This window comes from Paenibacillus sp. B46(2026) (genome assembly GCF_056786355.1).
In genome coordinates, this window is the sequence record NZ_CM165907.1 from 1899705 (window position 1) to 1919140 (window position 19436).

Annotated in this window: 18 protein-coding genes; 16 read left to right on the top strand and 2 right to left on the bottom strand. The window is 45.7% G+C overall.

The features are described from left to right. The first annotated feature begins 253 nt into the window (after positions 1-253). The 8 genes from infC to AC1S8V_RS08790 all read left to right on the top strand — a co-directional run bounded on the left by infC (position 254) and on the right by AC1S8V_RS08790 (position 7416). The gene (infC, locus tag AC1S8V_RS08755) at positions 254-748 is read left to right on the top strand and encodes a translation initiation factor IF-3 (RefSeq protein WP_145321407.1); all 495 of its coding nucleotides are present in this window, start codon (positions 254-256) and stop codon (positions 746-748) included. Positions 749-772: 24 nt separating this feature from the next. After that, positions 773-976 (top strand): 50S ribosomal protein L35, encoded by a 204-nt coding sequence (rpmI, locus tag AC1S8V_RS08760; RefSeq protein ID WP_017689665.1) that lies wholly within the window; start codon positions 773-775, stop codon positions 974-976. A gap of 88 nt (positions 977-1064) precedes the next feature. Further along, the gene (gene rplT, locus AC1S8V_RS08765; protein ID WP_017689664.1) at positions 1065-1424 is read left to right on the top strand and encodes a 50S ribosomal protein L20; all 360 of its coding nucleotides are present in this window, start codon (positions 1065-1067) and stop codon (positions 1422-1424) included. Positions 1425-2002: 578 nt separating this feature from the next. Continuing rightward, complete coding sequence (locus tag AC1S8V_RS08770; RefSeq protein ID WP_482073304.1) at positions 2003-3043, top strand: BMP family lipoprotein; 1041 nt, start codon at positions 2003-2005, stop codon at positions 3041-3043. A gap of 184 nt (positions 3044-3227) precedes the next feature. Continuing rightward, entirely contained in the window at positions 3228-4766 is a 1539-nt protein-coding gene (locus AC1S8V_RS08775) for an ABC transporter ATP-binding protein (RefSeq protein ID WP_215076982.1), read from the top strand. Continuing rightward, positions 4759-5838 carry an ABC transporter permease gene (locus AC1S8V_RS08780; protein WP_482073305.1) on the top strand — a complete coding sequence of 360 codons (1080 nt, stop codon included), beginning with the start codon at positions 4759-4761 and terminating at the stop codon, positions 5836-5838. Before AC1S8V_RS08775 ends, AC1S8V_RS08780 begins: the two co-directional genes overlap by 8 nt. Further along, a complete protein-coding gene (locus tag AC1S8V_RS08785) occupies positions 5839-6801 on the top strand; it encodes an ABC transporter permease (RefSeq protein WP_482073306.1) in 963 nt (320 codons plus the stop codon). Positions 6802-7017: 216 nt separating this feature from the next. Further along, positions 7018-7416: a hypothetical protein gene (locus tag AC1S8V_RS08790; protein ID WP_482073307.1), complete on the top strand. Its 399-nt coding sequence runs from the start codon at positions 7018-7020 to the stop codon at positions 7414-7416. Positions 7417-7422: 6 nt separating this feature from the next. Here AC1S8V_RS08790 and AC1S8V_RS08795 read toward each other — a convergent pair whose 3' ends face one another. Beyond that, positions 7423-7866, bottom strand: coding sequence for a GNAT family N-acetyltransferase (locus AC1S8V_RS08795; protein WP_482074433.1), 444 nt, complete (start codon positions 7864-7866; stop codon positions 7423-7425). A gap of 602 nt (positions 7867-8468) precedes the next feature. On the opposite strand from AC1S8V_RS08795, the gene ilvB reads away from it, so the two are divergent. The 4 genes from ilvB to AC1S8V_RS08815 all read left to right on the top strand — a co-directional run bounded on the left by ilvB (position 8469) and on the right by AC1S8V_RS08815 (position 13638). Then, a complete protein-coding gene (gene ilvB / locus AC1S8V_RS08800; RefSeq protein ID WP_145319858.1) occupies positions 8469-10220 on the top strand; it encodes a biosynthetic-type acetolactate synthase large subunit in 1752 nt (583 codons plus the stop codon). Further along, complete coding sequence (ilvN, locus tag AC1S8V_RS08805; RefSeq protein ID WP_024628317.1) at positions 10217-10699, top strand: acetolactate synthase small subunit; 483 nt, start codon at positions 10217-10219, stop codon at positions 10697-10699. The genes ilvB and ilvN overlap by 4 nt, the downstream gene beginning before the upstream one ends. Before the next feature lie 265 nt (positions 10700-10964). Continuing rightward, the gene (ilvC, locus tag AC1S8V_RS08810; protein ID WP_036669754.1) at positions 10965-11957 is read left to right on the top strand and encodes a ketol-acid reductoisomerase; all 993 of its coding nucleotides are present in this window, start codon (positions 10965-10967) and stop codon (positions 11955-11957) included. Positions 11958-12096: 139 nt separating this feature from the next. Beyond that, positions 12097-13638 (top strand): 2-isopropylmalate synthase, encoded by a 1542-nt coding sequence (locus AC1S8V_RS08815; protein ID WP_482073308.1) that lies wholly within the window; start codon positions 12097-12099, stop codon positions 13636-13638. Between the two features lie 259 nt (positions 13639-13897). On the opposite strand, the gene AC1S8V_RS08820 is transcribed toward AC1S8V_RS08815, so the two are convergent. Then, the gene (locus AC1S8V_RS08820; RefSeq protein WP_482073309.1) at positions 13898-14878 is read right to left on the bottom strand and encodes an aldo/keto reductase; all 981 of its coding nucleotides are present in this window, start codon (positions 14876-14878) and stop codon (positions 13898-13900) included. Between the two features lie 233 nt (positions 14879-15111). Between AC1S8V_RS08820 and leuB the strand changes: the two genes are divergently transcribed. From leuB to AC1S8V_RS08840, 4 genes are all read left to right on the top strand, one after another. Further along, a complete protein-coding gene (gene leuB / locus AC1S8V_RS08825) occupies positions 15112-16197 on the top strand; it encodes a 3-isopropylmalate dehydrogenase (RefSeq protein ID WP_482073310.1) in 1086 nt (361 codons plus the stop codon). A 276-nt stretch (positions 16198-16473) separates the two neighbouring features. After that, positions 16474-17013 (top strand): peroxiredoxin, encoded by a 540-nt coding sequence (locus AC1S8V_RS08830; protein ID WP_036610146.1) that lies wholly within the window; start codon positions 16474-16476, stop codon positions 17011-17013. A 357-nt stretch (positions 17014-17370) separates the two neighbouring features. Next, entirely contained in the window at positions 17371-17787 is a 417-nt protein-coding gene (locus tag AC1S8V_RS08835) for a hypothetical protein (protein WP_017689649.1), read from the top strand. Between the two features lie 448 nt (positions 17788-18235). After that, positions 18236-19342, top strand: coding sequence for an ATP-binding protein (locus tag AC1S8V_RS08840; RefSeq protein WP_482073311.1), 1107 nt, complete (start codon positions 18236-18238; stop codon positions 19340-19342). Positions 19343-19436: the final 94 nt, after the last annotated feature.

Below are 19436 nucleotides of genomic sequence, written 5' to 3' on the forward strand. Positions count from 1 at the left end.
GGTATGTCGTGGATGTTATAGTATTCAAGTGCGTTAAAACGAATAGCGAATGGAATCACAAGTAGAAGTCCGACTTCTCACCTGATCAACACTATGTTGGCTGGTCAACGATCCCAATAATTTATGAAGTGTATACTCATGAAGAATTGTGTTGATTACAGGGATGTCGGTAGCTAGACCGGCATCCCTTTTATTTTTGTGTAACAGGATATTCAAAATGACCTGGAGGTGGATAGTTATTAGTAAAGATCACATGATTAATGATGAGATTCGGGCGAAGGAAGTGCGCCTTGTCGGAGCTGAAGGAGAACAAATTGGGATTACGCCCATTCGCGAAGCACTGCAAATGGCAATTGATCTGAATTTGGATCTGGTCAATGTGGCACCACAGGCTAAACCGCCGGTGTGTCGCATCATGGACTATGGCAAATTCCGCTATGAGCAACAAAAGAAAGACAAAGAAGCCCGTAAGAACCAGAAAATTGTTGATATTAAAGAAGTATGGTTCCGTTCCAATATTGAGGAGCACGATTATCAAACGAAGCTTCGTAATGTAGTTAAGTTTTTGAACGAAGGCGACAAAGTGAAATGTTCTGTTCGTTACCGCGGACGTGAAATTGCACATGCCGCGATTGGTCAACGGATTTTGGAACGCGTTAAGGTAGAAGTTGCAGAACTTTGTACTATTGAACGTCAACCGAAATTGGAAGGCCGCAGTATGATCATGATTTTGGCTCCTAAAGCCTGATAACATTGGAGGAGGAAACACAAAATGCCTAAAATGAAAACACACAGCAGTTTGAAAGGACGCTTCAAAATTACCGGTTCCGGTAAAGTCCTTCGTTACAAAGCTCACAAAAACCACTTGCTTTCCCACAAATCTAAACGTGCTAAGCGCGTTCTGAACGGTAACCCAGTTATGGCTGCCGGGGATGTTAGACGTTTGAAACAAGGTTTGGCTAACCTTAAAGGCTAAATTTAATTAGTACATTCCGTATGGGGGATCGGCTACGGCCGTACACATACCACGGATACATTTATATTTATTTGGGAGGTTCTTTAATATGGCAAGAGTAAAAGGCGGTTTTGTAGTACGTCGTCGTCATAAAAAGGTTTTGAAACTGGCAAGAGGTTATTTCGGTTCCAAACACCGTATCTTTAAAACAGCAAACGAGCAAGTAATGAAATCCCTGGTATACGCATACCGTGACCGTCGCAACACGAAACGTAACTTCCGCAGACTGTGGATCGTTCGTATCAATGCAGCAGCACGCATGAATGGTTTGTCTTACAACAAACTGATCCATGGTTTGAAACTTGCTGGTGTAGACATGAACCGCAAAATGTTGGCTGATCTGGCCGTTAACGACATCAATGCGTTCAACTCTTTGGCTACTGTAGCTAAAGGCAAAATCAACGCTTAAATTGTATGATACAAGCCGCCGTACCTATATGGCGGCTTTTTTTACGGCTTTGAGGGAATTCGGAGATGAATCTCTGAAGGAGTAGAACGAATAGGCTATAGTCTGGAAGGGAACAATGAGACCAGACAACTGATGAATAACAGACTATGGGAATACATAAAATACGAACGGTGGAATAATACAAATGAAAACAGGTAAAATCCACATATCACTAAAGTTAACGGCATGTTTTTGTTACATAACATCACATTGTTGTGACGTTAGTGTGTTAAAACGCTAAATTATTAAGCGTTTTCAATAAAAAAAGAACGAAAATATGTGATATTTGGTGATGAAACATCTGGATTTTAACACTGGTTGATTGTATAATCACCTCTAGTAGGCTAGTCCTAATTTTTCTCTCCATGTCATAATGTTTGGTTTTTCGACAGATGCTTGGATGCTTCAAGGGTGAGAATGCGCTTTTAATGTCGAAGAAACCATACATTCTGCATAAAAGTCATTCCTGCTATCTGTTAACCGTGCAATTGTAGGCTGGATTGGAATGAGGATATATCATTAAGGGGGAAAAAGAGAAAATGAAAAAGATGCTCAGCTTGTCTTTGGTAATGTTGCTGGCGGTATCGGTTATGCTCGCAGGTTGCGGTAGCAAACCGAAAGAAGAAACAAATGCCGGAGGAGATACAGGTGGCACACCCACTGAAGCGAAATCCGATCTCAAAATCGGTATGGTTACTGACGTAGGTGGAGTTAATGACAAATCCTTTAACCAATCCGCTTGGGAAGCTCTGCAAGCGACTGAAACAGAAACAGGTACTGCAGTTAAATACCTGCAAAGTAAATCCGATGAAGAGTACATTCCTAACTTGAACGAATTCGTTAAAGGCGGATATGACCTGACTTGGGGTATCGGTTTCCAATTGGCTGATGCAATCAAGACGGTTGCTGAGCAAAACACGGAAGCTAAACTTGCGATCATTGACAGTGTAGTTGATGTTCCTAACGTTAAATCCGTAACATTTGCTGAAGAAGAAGGATCTTACCTGGTTGGTGTTGTAGCTGGTCTGACAACGAAATCCAACAAAATCGGTTTTGTTGGCGGTATGGACAGCCCACTGATCAAGAAGTTTGAAGTAGGTTTCAGAGAAGGCGTTAAAGCTGTTAATCCTGATGCTGAGTTCATCTCCAACTACACAGGTGCTTTTGATAAACCTGACCTTGGCAAAGCAGCAGCTGCTACAATGTACAACCAAGGCGTAGATATTATCTTCCACGCTTCCGGTGCTACAGGTAACGGTGTGTTCAACGAAGCAATCGCTCGTAAGAAACAAGGTCAAGAAGTATGGGTTATCGGTGTTGACAAAGACCAATCTCTTGAGTTTGGTGATGAAGTAACACTGACTTCCATGATCAAAAAAGTTGACGAAGCTGTTAAGCGTGTTAACCAGGAAGTAATCGACGGTACATTTGCTGGCGGTTCCGAGAACCTGACATTGAAAGAAAACGGCGTAGGTATTGCTGATACTTCTACTGCTAACGTATCTGCTGATACACTTGCAAAAGTGGATGAGTACAAAGAAAAAATCATCAGCGGCGAAATCAAAGTACCTACTGAGTAATTTGATCCTAGTCGCATAAAAATAAATCATCAGGGCCGGTCTTGACCGGCCTTATGATTGCAAGAACAGGAACATTTGATCAAGTCATCATAACAATTGTACAAGGTCACTGTGTATCAACGCTCCGGTAGGAGCTTTTCTTTCGTTTGCGGAACCACACTATATCAGTTATAAGGGTGATTACATGGGTGCAGCAACCCCCGTCGTTGAGTTAAAACAAATTACGAAGCGTTTCCCAGGCATTGTTGCCAACGACGCCATCAGCCTTCAGCTTCGTAAAGGCGAGATCCATGCGCTACTGGGCGAAAACGGCGCTGGTAAGTCAACGTTGATGAATATTGTATTTGGTCTCTATCAGCCAGATGAAGGTTCCATTGAAGTGAATGGCAAGCCTGTCATCATCGACAGCCCTAACCGAGCGATCGATCTTGGCATCGGCATGGTGCATCAGCACTTTAAGCTTGTACAGCCGTTCACGGTAACAGAGAACATTATTTTGGGATCTGAACCAACGAAGGGTCTCAATATTAACTATAAAAAAGCAGCCGCTGAAGTGCAGCGTCTGTCTGAACAGTATGGACTCAAGGTGAATCCACATGCCAAGATTCATGATATCTCTGTCGGAATGCAGCAGCGTGTAGAGATTGTTAAAACGTTGTATCGCGGTGCAGACATTCTGATTTTTGACGAGCCTACAGCCGTATTGACTCCTCAAGAGATCAAAGAACTGATGATCATCATGAAGAAGCTTGTAGCAGAAGGCAAATCGATTATTTTGATCACGCACAAACTGAAAGAGATCATGGAAATCTCCGATACGGTAACGATCATCCGTCGGGGGAAAGTCATTGATTCGGTCAAAACATCGGAAACCAATCCCAATGAACTGGCAGAGAAAATGGTAGGTCGGAATGTCACATTCAAAGTGGACAAAAAACCGGCTACACCTGGAGCTAATGTGCTTGAAGTTAGTAAATTAACGGCCAAGAATAAAGAAGGTATTTCGGTTCTGAACCAACTTAACCTGAACGTACGTGCAGGAGAGATTGTCGGAATCGCAGGCGTGGATGGTAACGGGCAGAGCGAACTGATTGAAGCTCTTACCGGCCTTCGCAAAGTAGAGAGCGGTTCGATTCTTTTGGAGGGCAAGGAGTTGTCCAATCATTCTCCGCGTCATATTTCGGAGTCGGGTGTAGCCCACATTCCGGAAGATCGACATAAACACGGACTTGTCCTTGATTTTTCAGTGAGTGAAAATATCGTTCTGGAATCGTACTATAAAGCACCATACACCCGTAAAGGGTTCCTTAACTTCGATGCGATCAAAAAGCAGGCGAAGCGGCTTGTGGAGGCATTTGACGTGCGTACACCAAGCATCGAGACCAAAGCTCGTTCCTTGTCCGGAGGAAACCAGCAGAAGGCCATTATCGCCCGTGAGGTGGATAAAAACCCTGAACTGCTTATTGCTGCGCAGCCAACCCGTGGTTTGGACGTAGGGGCTATTGAGTTCGTGCAAAAGCAATTGATCGCACAACGCGATCAAGGCAAGGCTGTTCTGCTGATTTCATTTGAGCTTGATGAGATTATCAATGTATCTGACCGAATTGCTGTCATCTATGAAGGTCAGATCGTTGGCGAGGTGCTGCCGGAAGAAACCAATGACAGGGAGCTCGGCTTGATGATGGCGGGCAGCACCCAAAAGAGAGGTACTGCGCATGAATAACGTATTGAAATGGTTTACCCGAGATTCATTTATTTTGCCTGTAGTAGCCATTGTTATGGGTCTGATTCTCGGTGGGGTTGTCATGCTGATCGGCGGCTACAATCCGATTGAAGCCTATGGCGCATTATTCACCAAGGTGTTTGGAGACATGTACAACTTTGGTGAAGCCGTACGGGAAATGACACCACTGATCATGACTGGACTTGCATTTGCATTTGCATCACGTGCAGGGCTGTTCAACATCGGGGGAGAAGGTCAATTTCTCGTTGGTATGACTGCTGCAACGTTTGTTGGCGTGAAATTTGCAGGTTTGCCGATCTACCTCCATGCGCCTCTGGCTTTGATTGCCGGAGCACTGTTTGGTGGTCTTTGGGCAGCTATTGCTGGTTATCTGAAAGCGACACGTGGGGTCAATGAAGTTATCAGTAGTATCATGTTGAACTGGATTGGTCTGTACCTGGCCAACCTTATCGTTCGCCAATTCTTGCTGTTGAAGGGCGAGAATCGTTCCGTGGATATCAGCGAATCGGCTTCGATTAGTCTGACATGGCTCTCTGAACTTATGGGCAACTCCCGTGTACACATGGGGACGTTGATTGCCCTTGTGATGGCTGTGCTCTTTTATATCTATATGTGGAAAACAAAACAGGGTTATGAAATCCGTGCGGTAGGTTACAACCCTAATGCAGCTGAATATGCAGGTATGCATGTTAACCGGAATATCGTTAAAGCCATGTTCATCTCTGGTATGCTTGCCGGTCTTGGTGGTGCATTCCAGGTACTTGGGGTGTTCCAATACCAAACCGTAATGTCCGGTTCGCCGGGAACAGGTTTTGACGGAATTGCGGTTGCCCTGATTGGCTTGAATCATCCGTTTGGGGTGTTACTGGGTGCAGTGCTGTTCGGTACCCTCACGTACGGATCTGCAGGTATGAGTTTTGCTGCGGATGTTCCGCCTGAGATTATTCGGATTGTGATCGGTTCGATTATCTTTTTCATTGCGGCACAAGGCATCGTGCGCTGGATACTTAAACCGTTCTATTCGAAGCGTAAGAAAGAGAAGGTGTTGTAGATGGACTTGTTGACAATTGGGCAAATTATCAATACGACGCTTGTCTTTGCTACGGCATTGATTTTTGCATCACTCGGCGGAATCTTTTCTGAAAAATCAGGTGTAACCAACCTTGGACTTGAGGGTTTTATGGTCTTTGGTGCTTTTGCAGCTGGAATCGGGGCACATTATGCGCAAGAAGCGGGCATGGGTGGAACAACATCGGCCTGGATGGGTATTTTGCTCGCGATTGTATTGGGCGTACTGGTATCGCTGATTCATGCCGTTGCGTCTATCACATTTAAGGCAGACCAGATTATCAGTGGTATCGTCATTAACTTTTTGGCAGCAGGAAGTACGTTGTACTTGGTTAAATTGTTGTTTGAAGGTTCTGGTGATTCCCCGTTGGTGCAAGGGTTCAGCAAGTTTGATGTGCCGTTCTTGAAAGATATTCCTTTGCTTGGAGAAGCCTTCTTCAAGAACGTGTATCCAACGACATATCTGGCCATTCTATTCGTATTCCTGACGTATTACATCATGTTCAAAACTCCATTTGGTCTGCGCCTTCGTTCTGTAGGTGAACATCCAAGTGCGGCAGATACGGTTGGTGTTAAAGTGCGTCGTTATCGCTATGTTGCCGTTATGATCAGTGGTGCGCTTGCGGCCATTGGTGGAGCTGCGATCACGTTGACGACTACAGGTACATTCTCACACAATACGGTTTCCGGCCAAGGTTATATTGCCATTGCAGCTATGATCTTTGGTAAGTGGAATCCGATTGGGGCCTTTGGTGCGGCTGTGTTCTTTGGATTCTCTCAAGCGATCCGGAACTATGTGCAGTTGTTTGAATGGTCACAAAGTATTCCCCAGGAAATTATTTATATGCTGCCATACCTGCTTACCATCATCGTTCTCGTTGCTGCGGTTGGACGCTCTTCGGCTCCGTCTGCACTCGGTGAAGCATATGATCCGGGTAAAAGGTAACAACCTTCAGCATATCAAGTTAGATATCCAATGATTTGATAAAAGGGTCCGCCTTGTGCGGGCCTTCTTTTGTTTTCCTGAAATGCCCATCCACTTTATCACGCTTACCTTGGTTCTCGTGCAAATACCCATATTTTCAGGTAGGGACAAAGAAACAGGCGAATCCAGTCATGGACGAATACACTGTTTTGAACGATCCGAGGAGGAGGGGGAAGTATGAAACAACAAGTTACGCGTGATGAAGCGATGAAATTAATAGGCAAAAATATTGTTGCAATCAAAAAAGACGGCACTCGGGTTACGGGAAAGCTGTTGAAAGTATCGGGTAACAAACTGGTACTGAAGCGTCTGAATGGCAAAAAAGTACGTACAAAAGCGATTCTGCCACTGGTATTATTTGATCTGCTCGCTATTGCCACACTGCCTTATGCTTATGGTCCTGGCCCCGGCTTTGGTCCCGGATATGGACCTGGACCGAAGCCAGGCCCTGGATATGGTCCGGGTTACGGACCGGGATATGGACCTGGAGGACCTGGAGGACCTGGGGGTGGATTTGGACCGGGTCCTGGATTCGGCCCTTATGGTCCAGGTCCACGTCCACCAGGATTTTTCTAGGACATTCTATAATCTTTTTTCCATTTCGTAGCAGCGGCTTATCATAATGTATCGAATCGCACTATAGCCATTTTTTTGATAAAACTGAAGGCCTTTGGTATTGCCTTCATCCACCATCACTTTCGATCTTCTACAACCCCGGGAAGCCGCAAAGCTCTCTGCTTTGAACAGCAAAGTCTGGCCGAAACGTTTGCGTTGCTCTTTCGGACTAACAGCCATCATATCAACATAGAGCAGTTCACCATGCATGAGAAAATGGATGAATGCAACAGCAGCTTTGTCTGGCTCCGGCGAGACAACAAAGGTCATGCCCCTGTTCATTCGCAGGGGTATTTCTTTGCGGATTTTATTAATTTCTTTTTCACTCATGTGAGAGAGAGGCACAAGTTGAGTGTCAATCAGCTTCATGATGGCGCCATCATCCAGCTTGGATGCGCGTTGCCGAATCACCATGCGGAGCCTCCTTTCAGGACCAGTCGTGCTGCTCGTATATCCTATGCCCGAAGGAAGATAAAAGGTGACTGAATGAAGCGCTGAGTTTAGGGAAACCTTATAGGCTGAAGAGGGCGGAAGGAAGGTTCTCTGAATTTTTATGCAAAACAGGTATTGACTTATCGGTTGGAGGAATCATATAATGTTCCTAACATTTAACGAGAATATTTCATCGGCTATGAAGAGGACGAAGTTTTAAGGGCTCTTTTGCTCAGAGAGTGGCTGGAATTGCTGAAACCACCACCATTATCCCTTATATACGAGCTCACCTCGGAGCTGTTTTCCTGAAAAGCACTGGATGTCACTCCTTTCGCGTATTAGGGAAAATCGTATGTCTGCGTTACAGACAACAGGTATGGGAAACGACTATGTTCGTTTGAGCTATCGTTTTGTTGTACCTGGTAAGGTCCGTTATTGCGAAATTTCGGACAAAGTTGGGTGGTACCACGGAAGCAATAACCTTTCGTCCCTCGCAAGCATGAACTTGTTTGCAGGGATGGAAGGTTTTTTTTGTAACTTTAAATGTCAGAATGATGTAAATTCCGAGAGGAGGATGACTGATGGGAGCTCAAATTCCAGAAGTACGGTCAACAGATGAATTACGTGAAAAATGGATGAAGCCGGAGGTCATTAGCGGATCAGAAATTCTGCTGAGAAGCTTGTTGCTTGAAGGTGTAGATTGTGTATTTGGTTACCCGGGCGGTGCAGTGTTGTACATTTACGATGCGATGTATGGTTTCGAGGATTTCAAACACGTTCTCACTCGTCACGAACAAGGTGCAATACATGCAGCTGACGGATATGCACGTGCAAGCGGCAAAGTGGGTGTCTGCATCGCTACCTCCGGACCAGGAGCAACGAATCTGGTTACCGGTATTGCAACAGCGTATATGGATTCAGTACCACTCGTAGTCATTACGGGGAACGTCATTTCGAGCCTGATCGGTTCAGATGCATTCCAGGAAGCGGATATTACCGGGATTACCATGCCAATTACCAAACACAGTTACTTGGTGAAAGATGTAAAAGATCTGTCCAGCGTAATTCATGAGGCGTTCCATATTGCCAACACGGGTCGTAAAGGTCCTGTACTGATCGACATCCCGAAAGATGTATCAGCGAACAAAACATTGTTTGAACCGACAACTGAACCTGTTATATTGAGAGGGTACAATCCACGGACAGTACCGAACAAACTGCAGGTTGACCGTTTGGCTCAGGCCATTCAGGAAGCGGAACGTCCAATGATTCTGGCCGGTGGCGGTGTGGTATACTCGGGTGGACATGAAGAACTGTTCGAGTTTGTTGAGAAGACAGGCATTCCAATTACAACTACACTTCTTGGTCTTGGCGCATTCCCGAGCGGTCATGAATTATGGACGGGTATGCCAGGTATGCACGGAACGTACACCTCCAATCAGGCCATTCAAAAAGCGGATCTGCTGATTAACATCGGCGCACGATTCGATGATCGGGTAACAGGCAAGCTGGATGGATTTGCTCCACATGCCAAAATCGTTCATATCGATATTGATCCGGCTGAGATTGGTAAAAACATCGCAACGGATATTCCAATCGTTGGTGATGTGAAGACGGTACTGGAGATAGCCAACAAAGAAGTTAAGCGTGCAGAGCGTGCAGATGCATGGAGAGACCAGATCAAACAGTGGAAACAAGAGAAGCCTTACAGCTATACGGACTCAGACGAAGTGCTGAAACCTCAGTGGGTTGTTGAAATGCTGAATGATACAACCAAAGGTGAAGCGATTGTGACTACGGATGTGGGACAACATCAGATGTGGGCAGCACAATATTACAAGTTTAATCAACCACGTTCATGGGTCACTTCGGGTGGTCTCGGAACGATGGGCTTTGGATTCCCTTCTGCCATTGGTGCTCAGATGGCCAATCCGGACAGACTCGTTATCTCCATTAACGGTGATGGCGGAATGCAGATGTGTTCCCAAGAACTCGCGATCTGTGCCATTAACAATATACCGGTAAAAATTGTGATCATTAACAATCAGGTACTTGGAATGGTTCGCCAATGGCAGGAACTCATCTATGAGAACCGTTACAGCCACATTGACCTGGCAGGAAGTCCGGATTTTGTAAAACTGGCTGAAGCATATGGCGTGAAAGGGTTGCGTGCAACGAATAAAGAAGAAGCGGCGCGGGCGTGGCAGGAAGCTCTGGATACACCAGGACCAGTCGTTGTAGAATTCGTGGTACGCAAGGAAGAGAATGTGTATCCAATGGTTCCGCAGGGAGCAACAATTGATCAAATGCTGATGGGGGATGCTGAGGAATGATTAGACATACGATTTCAATATTGGTTAACGATCAGCCAGGCGTCCTTCAGCGGGTATCAGGGTTGTTCGGTCGACGCGGATTTAACATTGAAAGTATTACAGTGGGTCAATCGGAAGAACCAGGACTCTCCCGGATGGTTATTGTCACCATTGGTGACGATAAAACGCTGGAGCAGATTGAGAAACAATTGTACAAAATCATCGATGTCATTAAAGTGGTTGATTTCAGTCTGAAACCGATGGTAGCTCGTGAACTCGCCCTGATCAAAGTGAAGGCAGAGCCTTCCGAGCGTCCAGAAATTCTGGGTGTGGTGGAAACATTCCGCGCATCCGTTGTAGATGTTGGTCCAGGCAGCCTGATTGTGCAGGTGGTCGGAGATACGGACAAAATTGATGCGATGATTGAATTGCTCAAGCCATACGGCATTCGCGAATTGTCCCGTACAGGCATAACTGCATTGGTACGAGGCAACGTATAAGACTATAATGAATGAAGAGGGGACGACAGATAGCTAACATATACAGTTGATCTTATGTGAGAGTGTCAGTCCCTTAACAGTTTTAATCTAACATTTTAGTGATGTAACGCTTGAAAATATAGCTACATTCCCGCATTAATGGGCGGGTGTCTGAACGGATCGGATCAGACCAAAAGACGCTTTCGACATTCCAAGTGAGCCGGTCCCTTGAGACACCCGCTCATTAATGAAGGGTTCTTTACAATACAAAGGAGGACTTATAAACATGCCAGTAACTACTTATTATGAACAGGATGCAGAGCTTAACGTATTGAAAGGAAAAACGATCGCGGTAATCGGTTATGGTAGCCAGGGCCACGCCCAAGCCCAAAACCTTCGTGATAGCGGATTGAACGTAGTCATCGGACTTCGTGAAGGTAAATCCTTCGACACTGCAAAAAATGACGGATTTGAAGTTCTGTCCCCGGCTGAAGCAACAAGCCGCGCAGATGTAGTTCAAATCTTGCTTCCTGACGAAACACAAGCTTCTGTATACAAAAACGAAATCGAACCAAACCTGAAAGAAGGCGCTGCATTGCTCTTCTCCCACGGTTTCAACGTTCATTTCGGTCAAATCGTTGCTCCAAAAAACAGCGATGTATTGCTGGTAGCTCCTAAGTCCCCTGGTCACATGGTACGTCGTACTTATGTGGAAGGTTTTGGTGTACCGGGCCTGATCGCGATCGAGCAAGATGCAACGGGTAAAGCGAAAGAAATCGGTTTGGCATATGCTAAAGGTATCGGTTGTACACGCGCAGGGGTTATCGAAACTTCCTTCCGTGAAGAAACAGAAACAGATCTGTTCGGTGAGCAAGCTGTTCTGTGTGGTGGCGTGAGTGCGTTGGTAAAAGCTGGATTCGAAACATTGACAGAAGCGGGTTACGCTCCTGAAATGGCATACTTCGAATGTCTGCACGAACTGAAGCTGATCGTTGACATGATGTATGAAGGCGGACTCTCAAGCATGCGTGATTCCATCAGTAACACAGCTGAGTACGGTGACTATGTAACTGGACCTCGCGTGGTAACTGAAGATACGAAGAAAGCAATGAAAGAAGTGCTGACGGATATCCAACAAGGTAAATTCGCACGCGACTTCATTCTGGAAAACCAATCCGGACGTGCATTCTTGACAGCAACTCGTCGTAACGAAGCTGAACACCCAATCGAAGTGGTTGGCGGACAATTGCGTGAGATGATGCACTGGATCAAGAAGTAAGCATTAACTTTTAGAACATGCACTTTAAGGTATTGAAGCAAACTTAGAGCTTTAACTGGGAATAGCGGCCGTGCTTATGCGTGAGCCGCTATTGCTGGTTCAGAGAAACATTATAATACAAGTACAGGAGGTGCGAAGCGTGCGTAAAATCTATGTATTTGACACAACGCTGCGTGATGGAGAGCAATCCCCGGGAGTCAATCTGAACACTCGTGAAAAGGTGGAAATTGCCCATCAGCTCGAGCGGCTTGGCATTGACCGGATGGAAGCGGGTTTCCCGGCGGCATCTCCAGGTGACCTGGCAGCTGTCAATGCAGTAGCAAAAGCGGTCAAAAATGTGACCGTAATTGGCTTGTCCCGTTCCAGAGAGCAAGACATTGATGCGGTTAAGGAAGCACTTAAAGGCGCACAGGACCCGTGCATTCACGTTTTCCTGGCAACTTCGCCTATTCACCGCCAACATAAATTGCGCATGGACAAAGGGCAGGTCCTGGATACGGCTCGTTCCGCGATTCGTTATGCAAAGAAAACATTCTCGAAGATCGAATTCTCACTTGAGGATGCAGGTCGTACCGAGTATGATTTCCTCGTGGAAATGGTGAATATGGCTGTTGAAGAAGGTGCAGCCGTTGTGAATATTCCGGATACGGTTGGCTACCTGAGCCCATATGAATACGGAAACATTTTCAAACATCTCAAGGAGAACGTACACGGCATTGAGAAGGTACAGCTGAGTGCCCACTGTCATAATGACCTGGGGATGGCGACAGCCAATACACTTGCAGCCATTCTCAACGGAGCCGATCAGATCGAAGGCACGATTAATGGCATTGGTGAACGTGCAGGGAACACGGCGATCGAGGAAATTGCTATGGCGCTGGAGACACGTCAGGAATTTTTTCAGGCGAAAACATCGCTGCAGTTATCTGAGATTGCACGGACCAGTCGTTTGGTTAGCCGTTTGACAGGTATGGTGGTGCCTGGAAACAAAGCCATTGTTGGGGCGAACGCCTTCGCACATGAATCAGGAATTCACCAGGACGGCATGCTGAAGGAAAAAACAACGTATGAGATTATGACTCCAGAGTCCATCGGTCTGAAGGAAAGCAAGCTTGTACTGGGTAAACATTCCGGTCGTCATGCCTTCCGTGAACGTTTGATTGATCTAGGATATGAGCTGGAAGAAGAAGCATTGAATCGGGCTTTTGCCCAGTTCAAAGAACTGGCTGATAAGAAGAAAGAAGTTACGGACGAAGATCTGCTTGCCGTAATTGAAGAGAAATTGCAGGATGCACCTGAGGTGTATAAACTGGAATCGATCTTTGTTACGTACGGAGATGAATCGGTACCAACGGCCAAAGTCCGCATTGCGACGCTTGACGGGGATACGGTTGAGAAGCAAGCAGAGGGTAATGGATCGGTAGATGCAATCTACAATGCGATTGACCAAGTGAGTGGGGAAGAGGTAACGTTGTCTGACTATTCTATCAAATCGGTAACACATGGTAAGGATGCATTGGGCGAAGTACATGTTGTGCTGACTCAAAATCAGGTTTCGGTACAAGGACGTGGCGTAAGCACAGATATATTGGGTGCAAGTGCACGTGCCTATGTGGACGGTCTAAACCAACTGATTGAGAAACGTAAAACATACACGAATCGTGTAAACGTGAACCTGTAGGTTCCGGTGCAGCCAGCACAAACCCTTCATTGAACTGAACTTCAAGCTGGAACGCATGTAAACTGGGAGGATGGTCTATCTTAATCTTAATGGATATAGTAGATCGTTCGGCCTGCTTTGTCCCGTTCAGTGAGGCACGTAAAGAGTCTGACTCTCCTGTGGAGGGTCAGACTCTTTGCTTGAATTTATATAATTATGGCAGTGAAACACAGTACATTTTCTACGATTACCTATGGCATTGGCTTACGCTATCAAGTTATTACCACGCGTATGCATTAGGTGCATGTCCACCTGGACCCGGGAAAATCTCATCCAGACGTTTGAGCACAGCTTCATCCAAAGTCACGTCCAGACATTTGAGTGCGGTCTCAAACTGTTCCAGCGTACGTGGTCCGATAATTGGGGCAGTCACTGCAGGATTGGCTGCAACCCACGCCAAAGCCACCGTATCCTGTGGTTCACCGAGATCACGACAGAGTGCTGCGAAGTCTTCAAGCTGAGTCTGTTGCTGCTCAATCCGTCCCGCGATGCCGCCGCTGCGTGTTCCTTCCAGCTTCTGCAGCGCATTACGTCCCAGTAATCCACCATCCAGTGGACTCCATGGAATGACACCGAGGCCAAGCTCTTTGGCGGCAGGCAGTACTTCCAGCTCAGGCAAACGACAGTTGAGGCTATATTTATGTTGTTCGGATACCAGGCCGAGGAAATGGCGATTCTTGGCTTCACTTTGAGCGATTGCTATCTGCCATGCCGCAAAGTTACTTGACCCTACATAACCGATTTTACCTTGATGAACGGCATTCTCGAATGCGCCCCATAGTTCGTTCCACGATATGGCAGGGTCCACGTGGTGCATCTGATACAGCTCGATATGATCGGTCTGCAAGCGGCGGAGGGAACCCTCCAGATGACGTCTGATTTTGTAGGCGGATAATCCGGCTTCGTTGTTGGGGCCATCTGTATCATCATGCATGGAGCCATAGACCTTGGTCGCCAGAACCACTTTTTCACGTCTGCCACCACCTTGACTGAACCAGCGTCCGATAATTTCTTCGGTAAGACCGGAATTTTCACCCCAGCCGTAGATGTTAGCGGTATCAAAAAAGTTCACGCCTGCATCGAGTGCTGCGTCCATAATGCGGAAAGCTTCTTTTTCGTCTGTAGCAGGCCCGAAATTCATGGTACCGAGACAGATTCGGCTGACCTTGAGACCTGATTTACCCAAATACGAATATTGCATGTTGCTTATCCCTCCTGCGTACCTGATTTGAATTCAGCTATAGTTTAACCCAGCCGGGAGGTCAGAACAACTTGTGAAGGCTAATCTCTATTGGCTTATAGGTAAAATCTATTAAAGTCATAGATTGTATATCTTGGTCAAATGACCTTGGAATATGATACAAAAGAGAGAGTTAATATGAGACGTTACTTTTATGAATAATTAATGAATGAAATATAAGGAGTGGACAACCCATGGCAGACGTGAAAAAAATTGCAGTTATCGCAGGTGACGGAATCGGCCCTGAAGTCGTAGCTGAGGCTGAGAAAGTTCTTAAACGTATGGAGGAAGTATTCGGTTATCGTTTTGAGACAGAGCATGCGCTGTTTGGTGGAATTGCGATTGATGAGAAGGGTACACCTCTTCCTGAAGAAACGCTGACAGTATGTAAAAGTGCAGATGCGGTCCTGCTTGGAGCAGTTGGCGGTCCGAAATGGGATAACAACAGCAAGGAGCTTCGTCCGGAAACGGGCCTGCTGGGTATTCGCAAAGCACTTGGATTGTTCTCGAACCTGCGTCCGGCTGTCGTATTTGATTGCCTGAAGGATGCTTCAACTCTGAAGCCTGAAGTACTTGAAGGTACAGATCTGATGGTGGTACGTGAGTTGACAGGTGGCATCTACTTCGGAGAGAAGTTCAGACGTGAAAGTGCACAGGGCGAAGAGGCTGTGGATACGTGTGCATATAATGTAACGGAAGTGGAGCGGATCGTTCGTCAGGCATTCGAAATTGCACAAGGACGTGGCAAAAAGCTGGCTTCTGTAGACAAAGCCAACGTATTGGAAACGTCCCGTCTCTGGCGTGAAGTCGTGAACCGGGTAGCACCGGATTATCCGGATGTTGAACTGGAGCATGTTCTTGTAGACAACTGCGCGATGCAATTGCTGCGTCGCCCAGCCAGCTTCGATGTTATTGTAACGGAAAACATGTTCGGAGATATCTTGAGTGATGAAGCAGCGATGTTGACAGGCTCCATCGGCATGCTGGCATCTGCATCATTGGGAGAAGGCAGCTTCGGACTCTATGAGCCGGTACACGGTTCTGCACCGGATATCGCAGGTCAAGGCCTTGCTAATCCGATTGCAACCATTCTCTCTTTGGCGCTGATGTTCCGTACAACCTTTGGTTATGCAGAAGGCGCGGACGCCATTGAAGCAGCTGTGTCGGATGTATTGAACGCAGGACACCGCACGAGTGATATTGCTGTAGACAAGAGCACAGCGATCAGCACGACCGAAATGGGCGATTTGATCGTCGCGGCTATTCAAAAACAAGCGTAATTATAGGAGCAACAACAAGACAGCCCTTTGTTTCCAATTATGGAATGTACAGAGGGCTGTTCCTTTATGATTTTGCCACGAAAAATCCTTATTTATAATGATTATAAAAAAATAATGTTTATAATCTTGACTTTGGGAAGTCCGGATGATAACATTTTACTTGTACTTGTTATCAAGTATCAAATCATTTTATTACAGGAAAAGCGTTCGCGTTTTTCTTGATGATGAGCAATCCGTATGGATGCTTACATAATCCCAAAGGAGGAATTTTTAGTTATGGCAGAACGTTTGGTTGGTAGACCAGCACCAGATTTCGCAATGGAAACAGTATCGGGAGACGGACAAGACTTTGGTTCCGTTAAACTGTCCGATTATCGTGGCAAATGGCTTGTATTCTTCTTTTATCCTTTGGACTTCACATTTGTGTGCCCAACTGAAATTACAGCTTTGAGCGTTGCTTCTGAGCAATTCAAAGCTTTGGATACTGAAATCCTTGGCGTAAGTGTAGACTCCGTACACAGCCACAAAGCATGGATTAACACACCTGTAGACAGCAATGGTTTGGGTCAATTGAACTTCCCACTGGCTTCCGATATCACGAAGCAAGTGGCTAAAGATTACGGCGTTCTGATCGAAGAAGAAGGCGTAGCATTGCGCGGTCTGTTCATCATCGATCCAGAAGGCGAACTGAAATATCAAGTGGTTAACCACAACGATGTAGGCCGTAGTGTTGAAGAAACACTTCGCGTACTGCAAGCACTGCAATCCGGCGGATTGTGTGCAATGAACTGGAAACCAGGCGACACTAACCTGTAAGCCAGATTAACTTGAACGGTTTTTGTTCAAGCCCTCATCCCGTTAGGGATTGAGGGCTTTTTGCACCCTTTTGCCGGAAGTGATCACGAAGTTAATCAAAAGTGTTTGAACAAGCAGCTAAACGTGTTAATAATATATTAGAAGAAAGTCTTGTTTTTATCTGTTGAAAGAGGAATTGATGGCCTTCAAGGCGAATAGGGTATGGAAACCCGGTAAATATTCCGGTGCTCTGCATTTATAATCTGTACATGAATGTGATACACTGATGGAACTATTCCTTTTTGGAAGTGCTGGAAGTGTACGGGATGGCATGTTTAACAAAAAAGTCCCGGCACGTAATAAGGAGGGTGAACAAAAATGAGTTACTGTTGTGGGGCAAGTATGGTTGGAACGAAGGGCACGCTGAAGCATTACCGCACCCAGGTTCATAATGTTCCCCTGCTGTTTTGCCCGGTGTGTCATCGGGTTGAGGTACATTATAAAGTTGAAAATGAATATGAAATTCTGGCTGAATATGCGCATGGAGACGGTGCATCCGAGATCGATTTTCAAGATTATGTAACAGAAGATGAGGATGCGATCTTCGAAAACTGTGTAAACCGTGAGAGTGAGGATGCCATGGTCATTGTGCAGCGCCAGATTGATATGGCTCTGGATTTGCTCAGGCTCGCGAAAGAAACCAAAGACGAGAAGTGGGAAAGTGAACTTAAACGTCGATTAGCTGTGATGAGTCAGCGCAGACTGAAAATTCAGCATAATAAGACCGGACTATAGATGATCTCGGATATATCATAAAGTAGAGATAATAAAAACGAAGCTGATTTGCCTATTGGGTGAAACGGCTTCGTTTTTGTGCTTTATTCTGGAACTAATTCGAGGTTTTTTTTAAAATAATTTCCATTCGACACTTTCTCCGATTGACTCTCTTCTATAAACTTGTCTATGATAAAAACAGACTTGCAAAAGAGGCGGAGCAAAAAATGTTCGTGTTTGGGAATAGGAGAAGGTCAGAATGGAACAAACGTATATGATTTTCCGGATCGATTGTTGGTTACCGGGAATAGACCAGCTTGAGTTCCGGACATGCCATCCATATTTTCGGCTCAGCCCCCCCAACGAAAGGGCACCGGTAATGAACAATAAAATCGGCCCTTCCTGTTTCTGTGATGATATGATGTCCGAATGGCAAGTTTATCATTTACGTGAAAAGGAGGAACCTGACATGATTAGTGAATTTCAGGATACAGTGCCTCAACCAACGGATGGATTCCCGCCTGTGCATCTGGATTACAACAAGTACGAGAATGTACTCGAGCATCTGGATAGCGGTATTATGTTGTTTGACAGTCACGGTGTATTGACGTTTATTAACGTTCAGATGGCAAAGTTGTTGGAGCTTCCAAGAAGTCTGTTGAGCGGCTGCACCCTGATGCAAATGCTGCATCATCCGCAGATGAGCCGATTCAAGAAAAAGAAAATTTTACGTATCTATCGGGAAACCATTTTTCATCGTAAGCGCTATCATGAGTTGATTGATGAATACGGAAGGCATTGGCTGGTTACTGTGACGTACGGTGATCAGATGGATGGCGACTTTTTATTCAGCGTCAAAGATGTATCTGATTATAAACAAATTGAACAAACTGCTTATCAAAATGACAAACTTGCGATGCTGGGGCGGATTTCAGCATCTATTGCTCATGAAATTCGTAATCCGTTGACTGCAATCCGTGGGTTCATCCAATTGCTCAGGCCCCATTTGCTGCAGCTCGGCAAAGACGAGTACGCTCGAATCATACTGACGGAGATTGATCGGGCGAACGACATCATCTACGAATTTTTGAATTCTTCCAAACCGTCAGCACCACAGAAGACCGTGATGTCCGTCGACTCTTTGCTCAAAGAGGTGGTCTTGCTGACAGAAAGCGAAGGTTTGATGAAGGGATGCGAGATCATACTGGATGAAGGGGATGCCCCGCTGAATGTGTCCATTGATGTCAAACAGATTAAGCAGGTTATTTTGAATATGGTGAAAAATGCAATGGATGCCATTGAGGAAGTTGGCGAAGAACATACGGGTCTAATTCGAATATCTACCGCCACGGAAAACAAGTTTGTGCAGATCTCCATCGCGGATAATGGTCATGGGATGGACCATAACACGCTTGTGCGTCTGTTTGATCCATTCTTTACGACCAAGGAGAGCGGAACAGGGCTCGGACTCTCGGTGAGTTATCGCATTATCAAGAACCATGGAGGTACCATCTCGGTAGATAGCAAAAAAAGCGAAGGTACGCGGTTTAAGATTATGTTACCCTTGGTTTTTTGAGAATAATGATGAGTAAAGGAGTCGGCCAATGGCCGTCTCCTTTGTTTTTTGTTGCCACTTAAGGTTATAGTTAGTAATGAATGCGAATACATAA

Coding starts and splice junctions, on each gene's coding strand:
- AC1S8V_RS08840 (WP_482073311.1), top strand. CDS start 18,236: ATGATTAGTGAATTTCAGGATACAGTGCCTCAACCAACGGATGGATTC.
- AC1S8V_RS08780 (WP_482073305.1), top strand. CDS start 4,759: ATGAATAACGTATTGAAATGGTTTACCCGAGATTCATTTATTTTGCCT.
- leuB (WP_482073310.1), top strand. CDS start 15,112: ATGGCAGACGTGAAAAAAATTGCAGTTATCGCAGGTGACGGAATCGGC.
- ilvN (WP_024628317.1), top strand. CDS start 10,217: ATGATTAGACATACGATTTCAATATTGGTTAACGATCAGCCAGGCGTC.
- infC (WP_145321407.1), top strand. CDS start 254: ATGATTAATGATGAGATTCGGGCGAAGGAAGTGCGCCTTGTCGGAGCT.
- ilvC (WP_036669754.1), top strand. CDS start 10,965: ATGCCAGTAACTACTTATTATGAACAGGATGCAGAGCTTAACGTATTG.
- AC1S8V_RS08820 (WP_482073309.1), bottom strand. CDS start 14,878: ATGCAATATTCGTATTTGGGTAAATCAGGTCTCAAGGTCAGCCGAATC.
- AC1S8V_RS08830 (WP_036610146.1), top strand. CDS start 16,474: ATGGCAGAACGTTTGGTTGGTAGACCAGCACCAGATTTCGCAATGGAA.
- AC1S8V_RS08770 (WP_482073304.1), top strand. CDS start 2,003: ATGAAAAAGATGCTCAGCTTGTCTTTGGTAATGTTGCTGGCGGTATCG.
- AC1S8V_RS08785 (WP_482073306.1), top strand. CDS start 5,839: ATGGACTTGTTGACAATTGGGCAAATTATCAATACGACGCTTGTCTTT.
- rplT (WP_017689664.1), top strand. CDS start 1,065: ATGGCAAGAGTAAAAGGCGGTTTTGTAGTACGTCGTCGTCATAAAAAG.
- rpmI (WP_017689665.1), top strand. CDS start 773: ATGCCTAAAATGAAAACACACAGCAGTTTGAAAGGACGCTTCAAAATT.
- AC1S8V_RS08835 (WP_017689649.1), top strand. CDS start 17,371: ATGAGTTACTGTTGTGGGGCAAGTATGGTTGGAACGAAGGGCACGCTG.
- AC1S8V_RS08775 (WP_215076982.1), top strand. CDS start 3,228: ATGGGTGCAGCAACCCCCGTCGTTGAGTTAAAACAAATTACGAAGCGT.
- AC1S8V_RS08790 (WP_482073307.1), top strand. CDS start 7,018: ATGAAACAACAAGTTACGCGTGATGAAGCGATGAAATTAATAGGCAAA.
- ilvB (WP_145319858.1), top strand. CDS start 8,469: ATGGGAGCTCAAATTCCAGAAGTACGGTCAACAGATGAATTACGTGAA.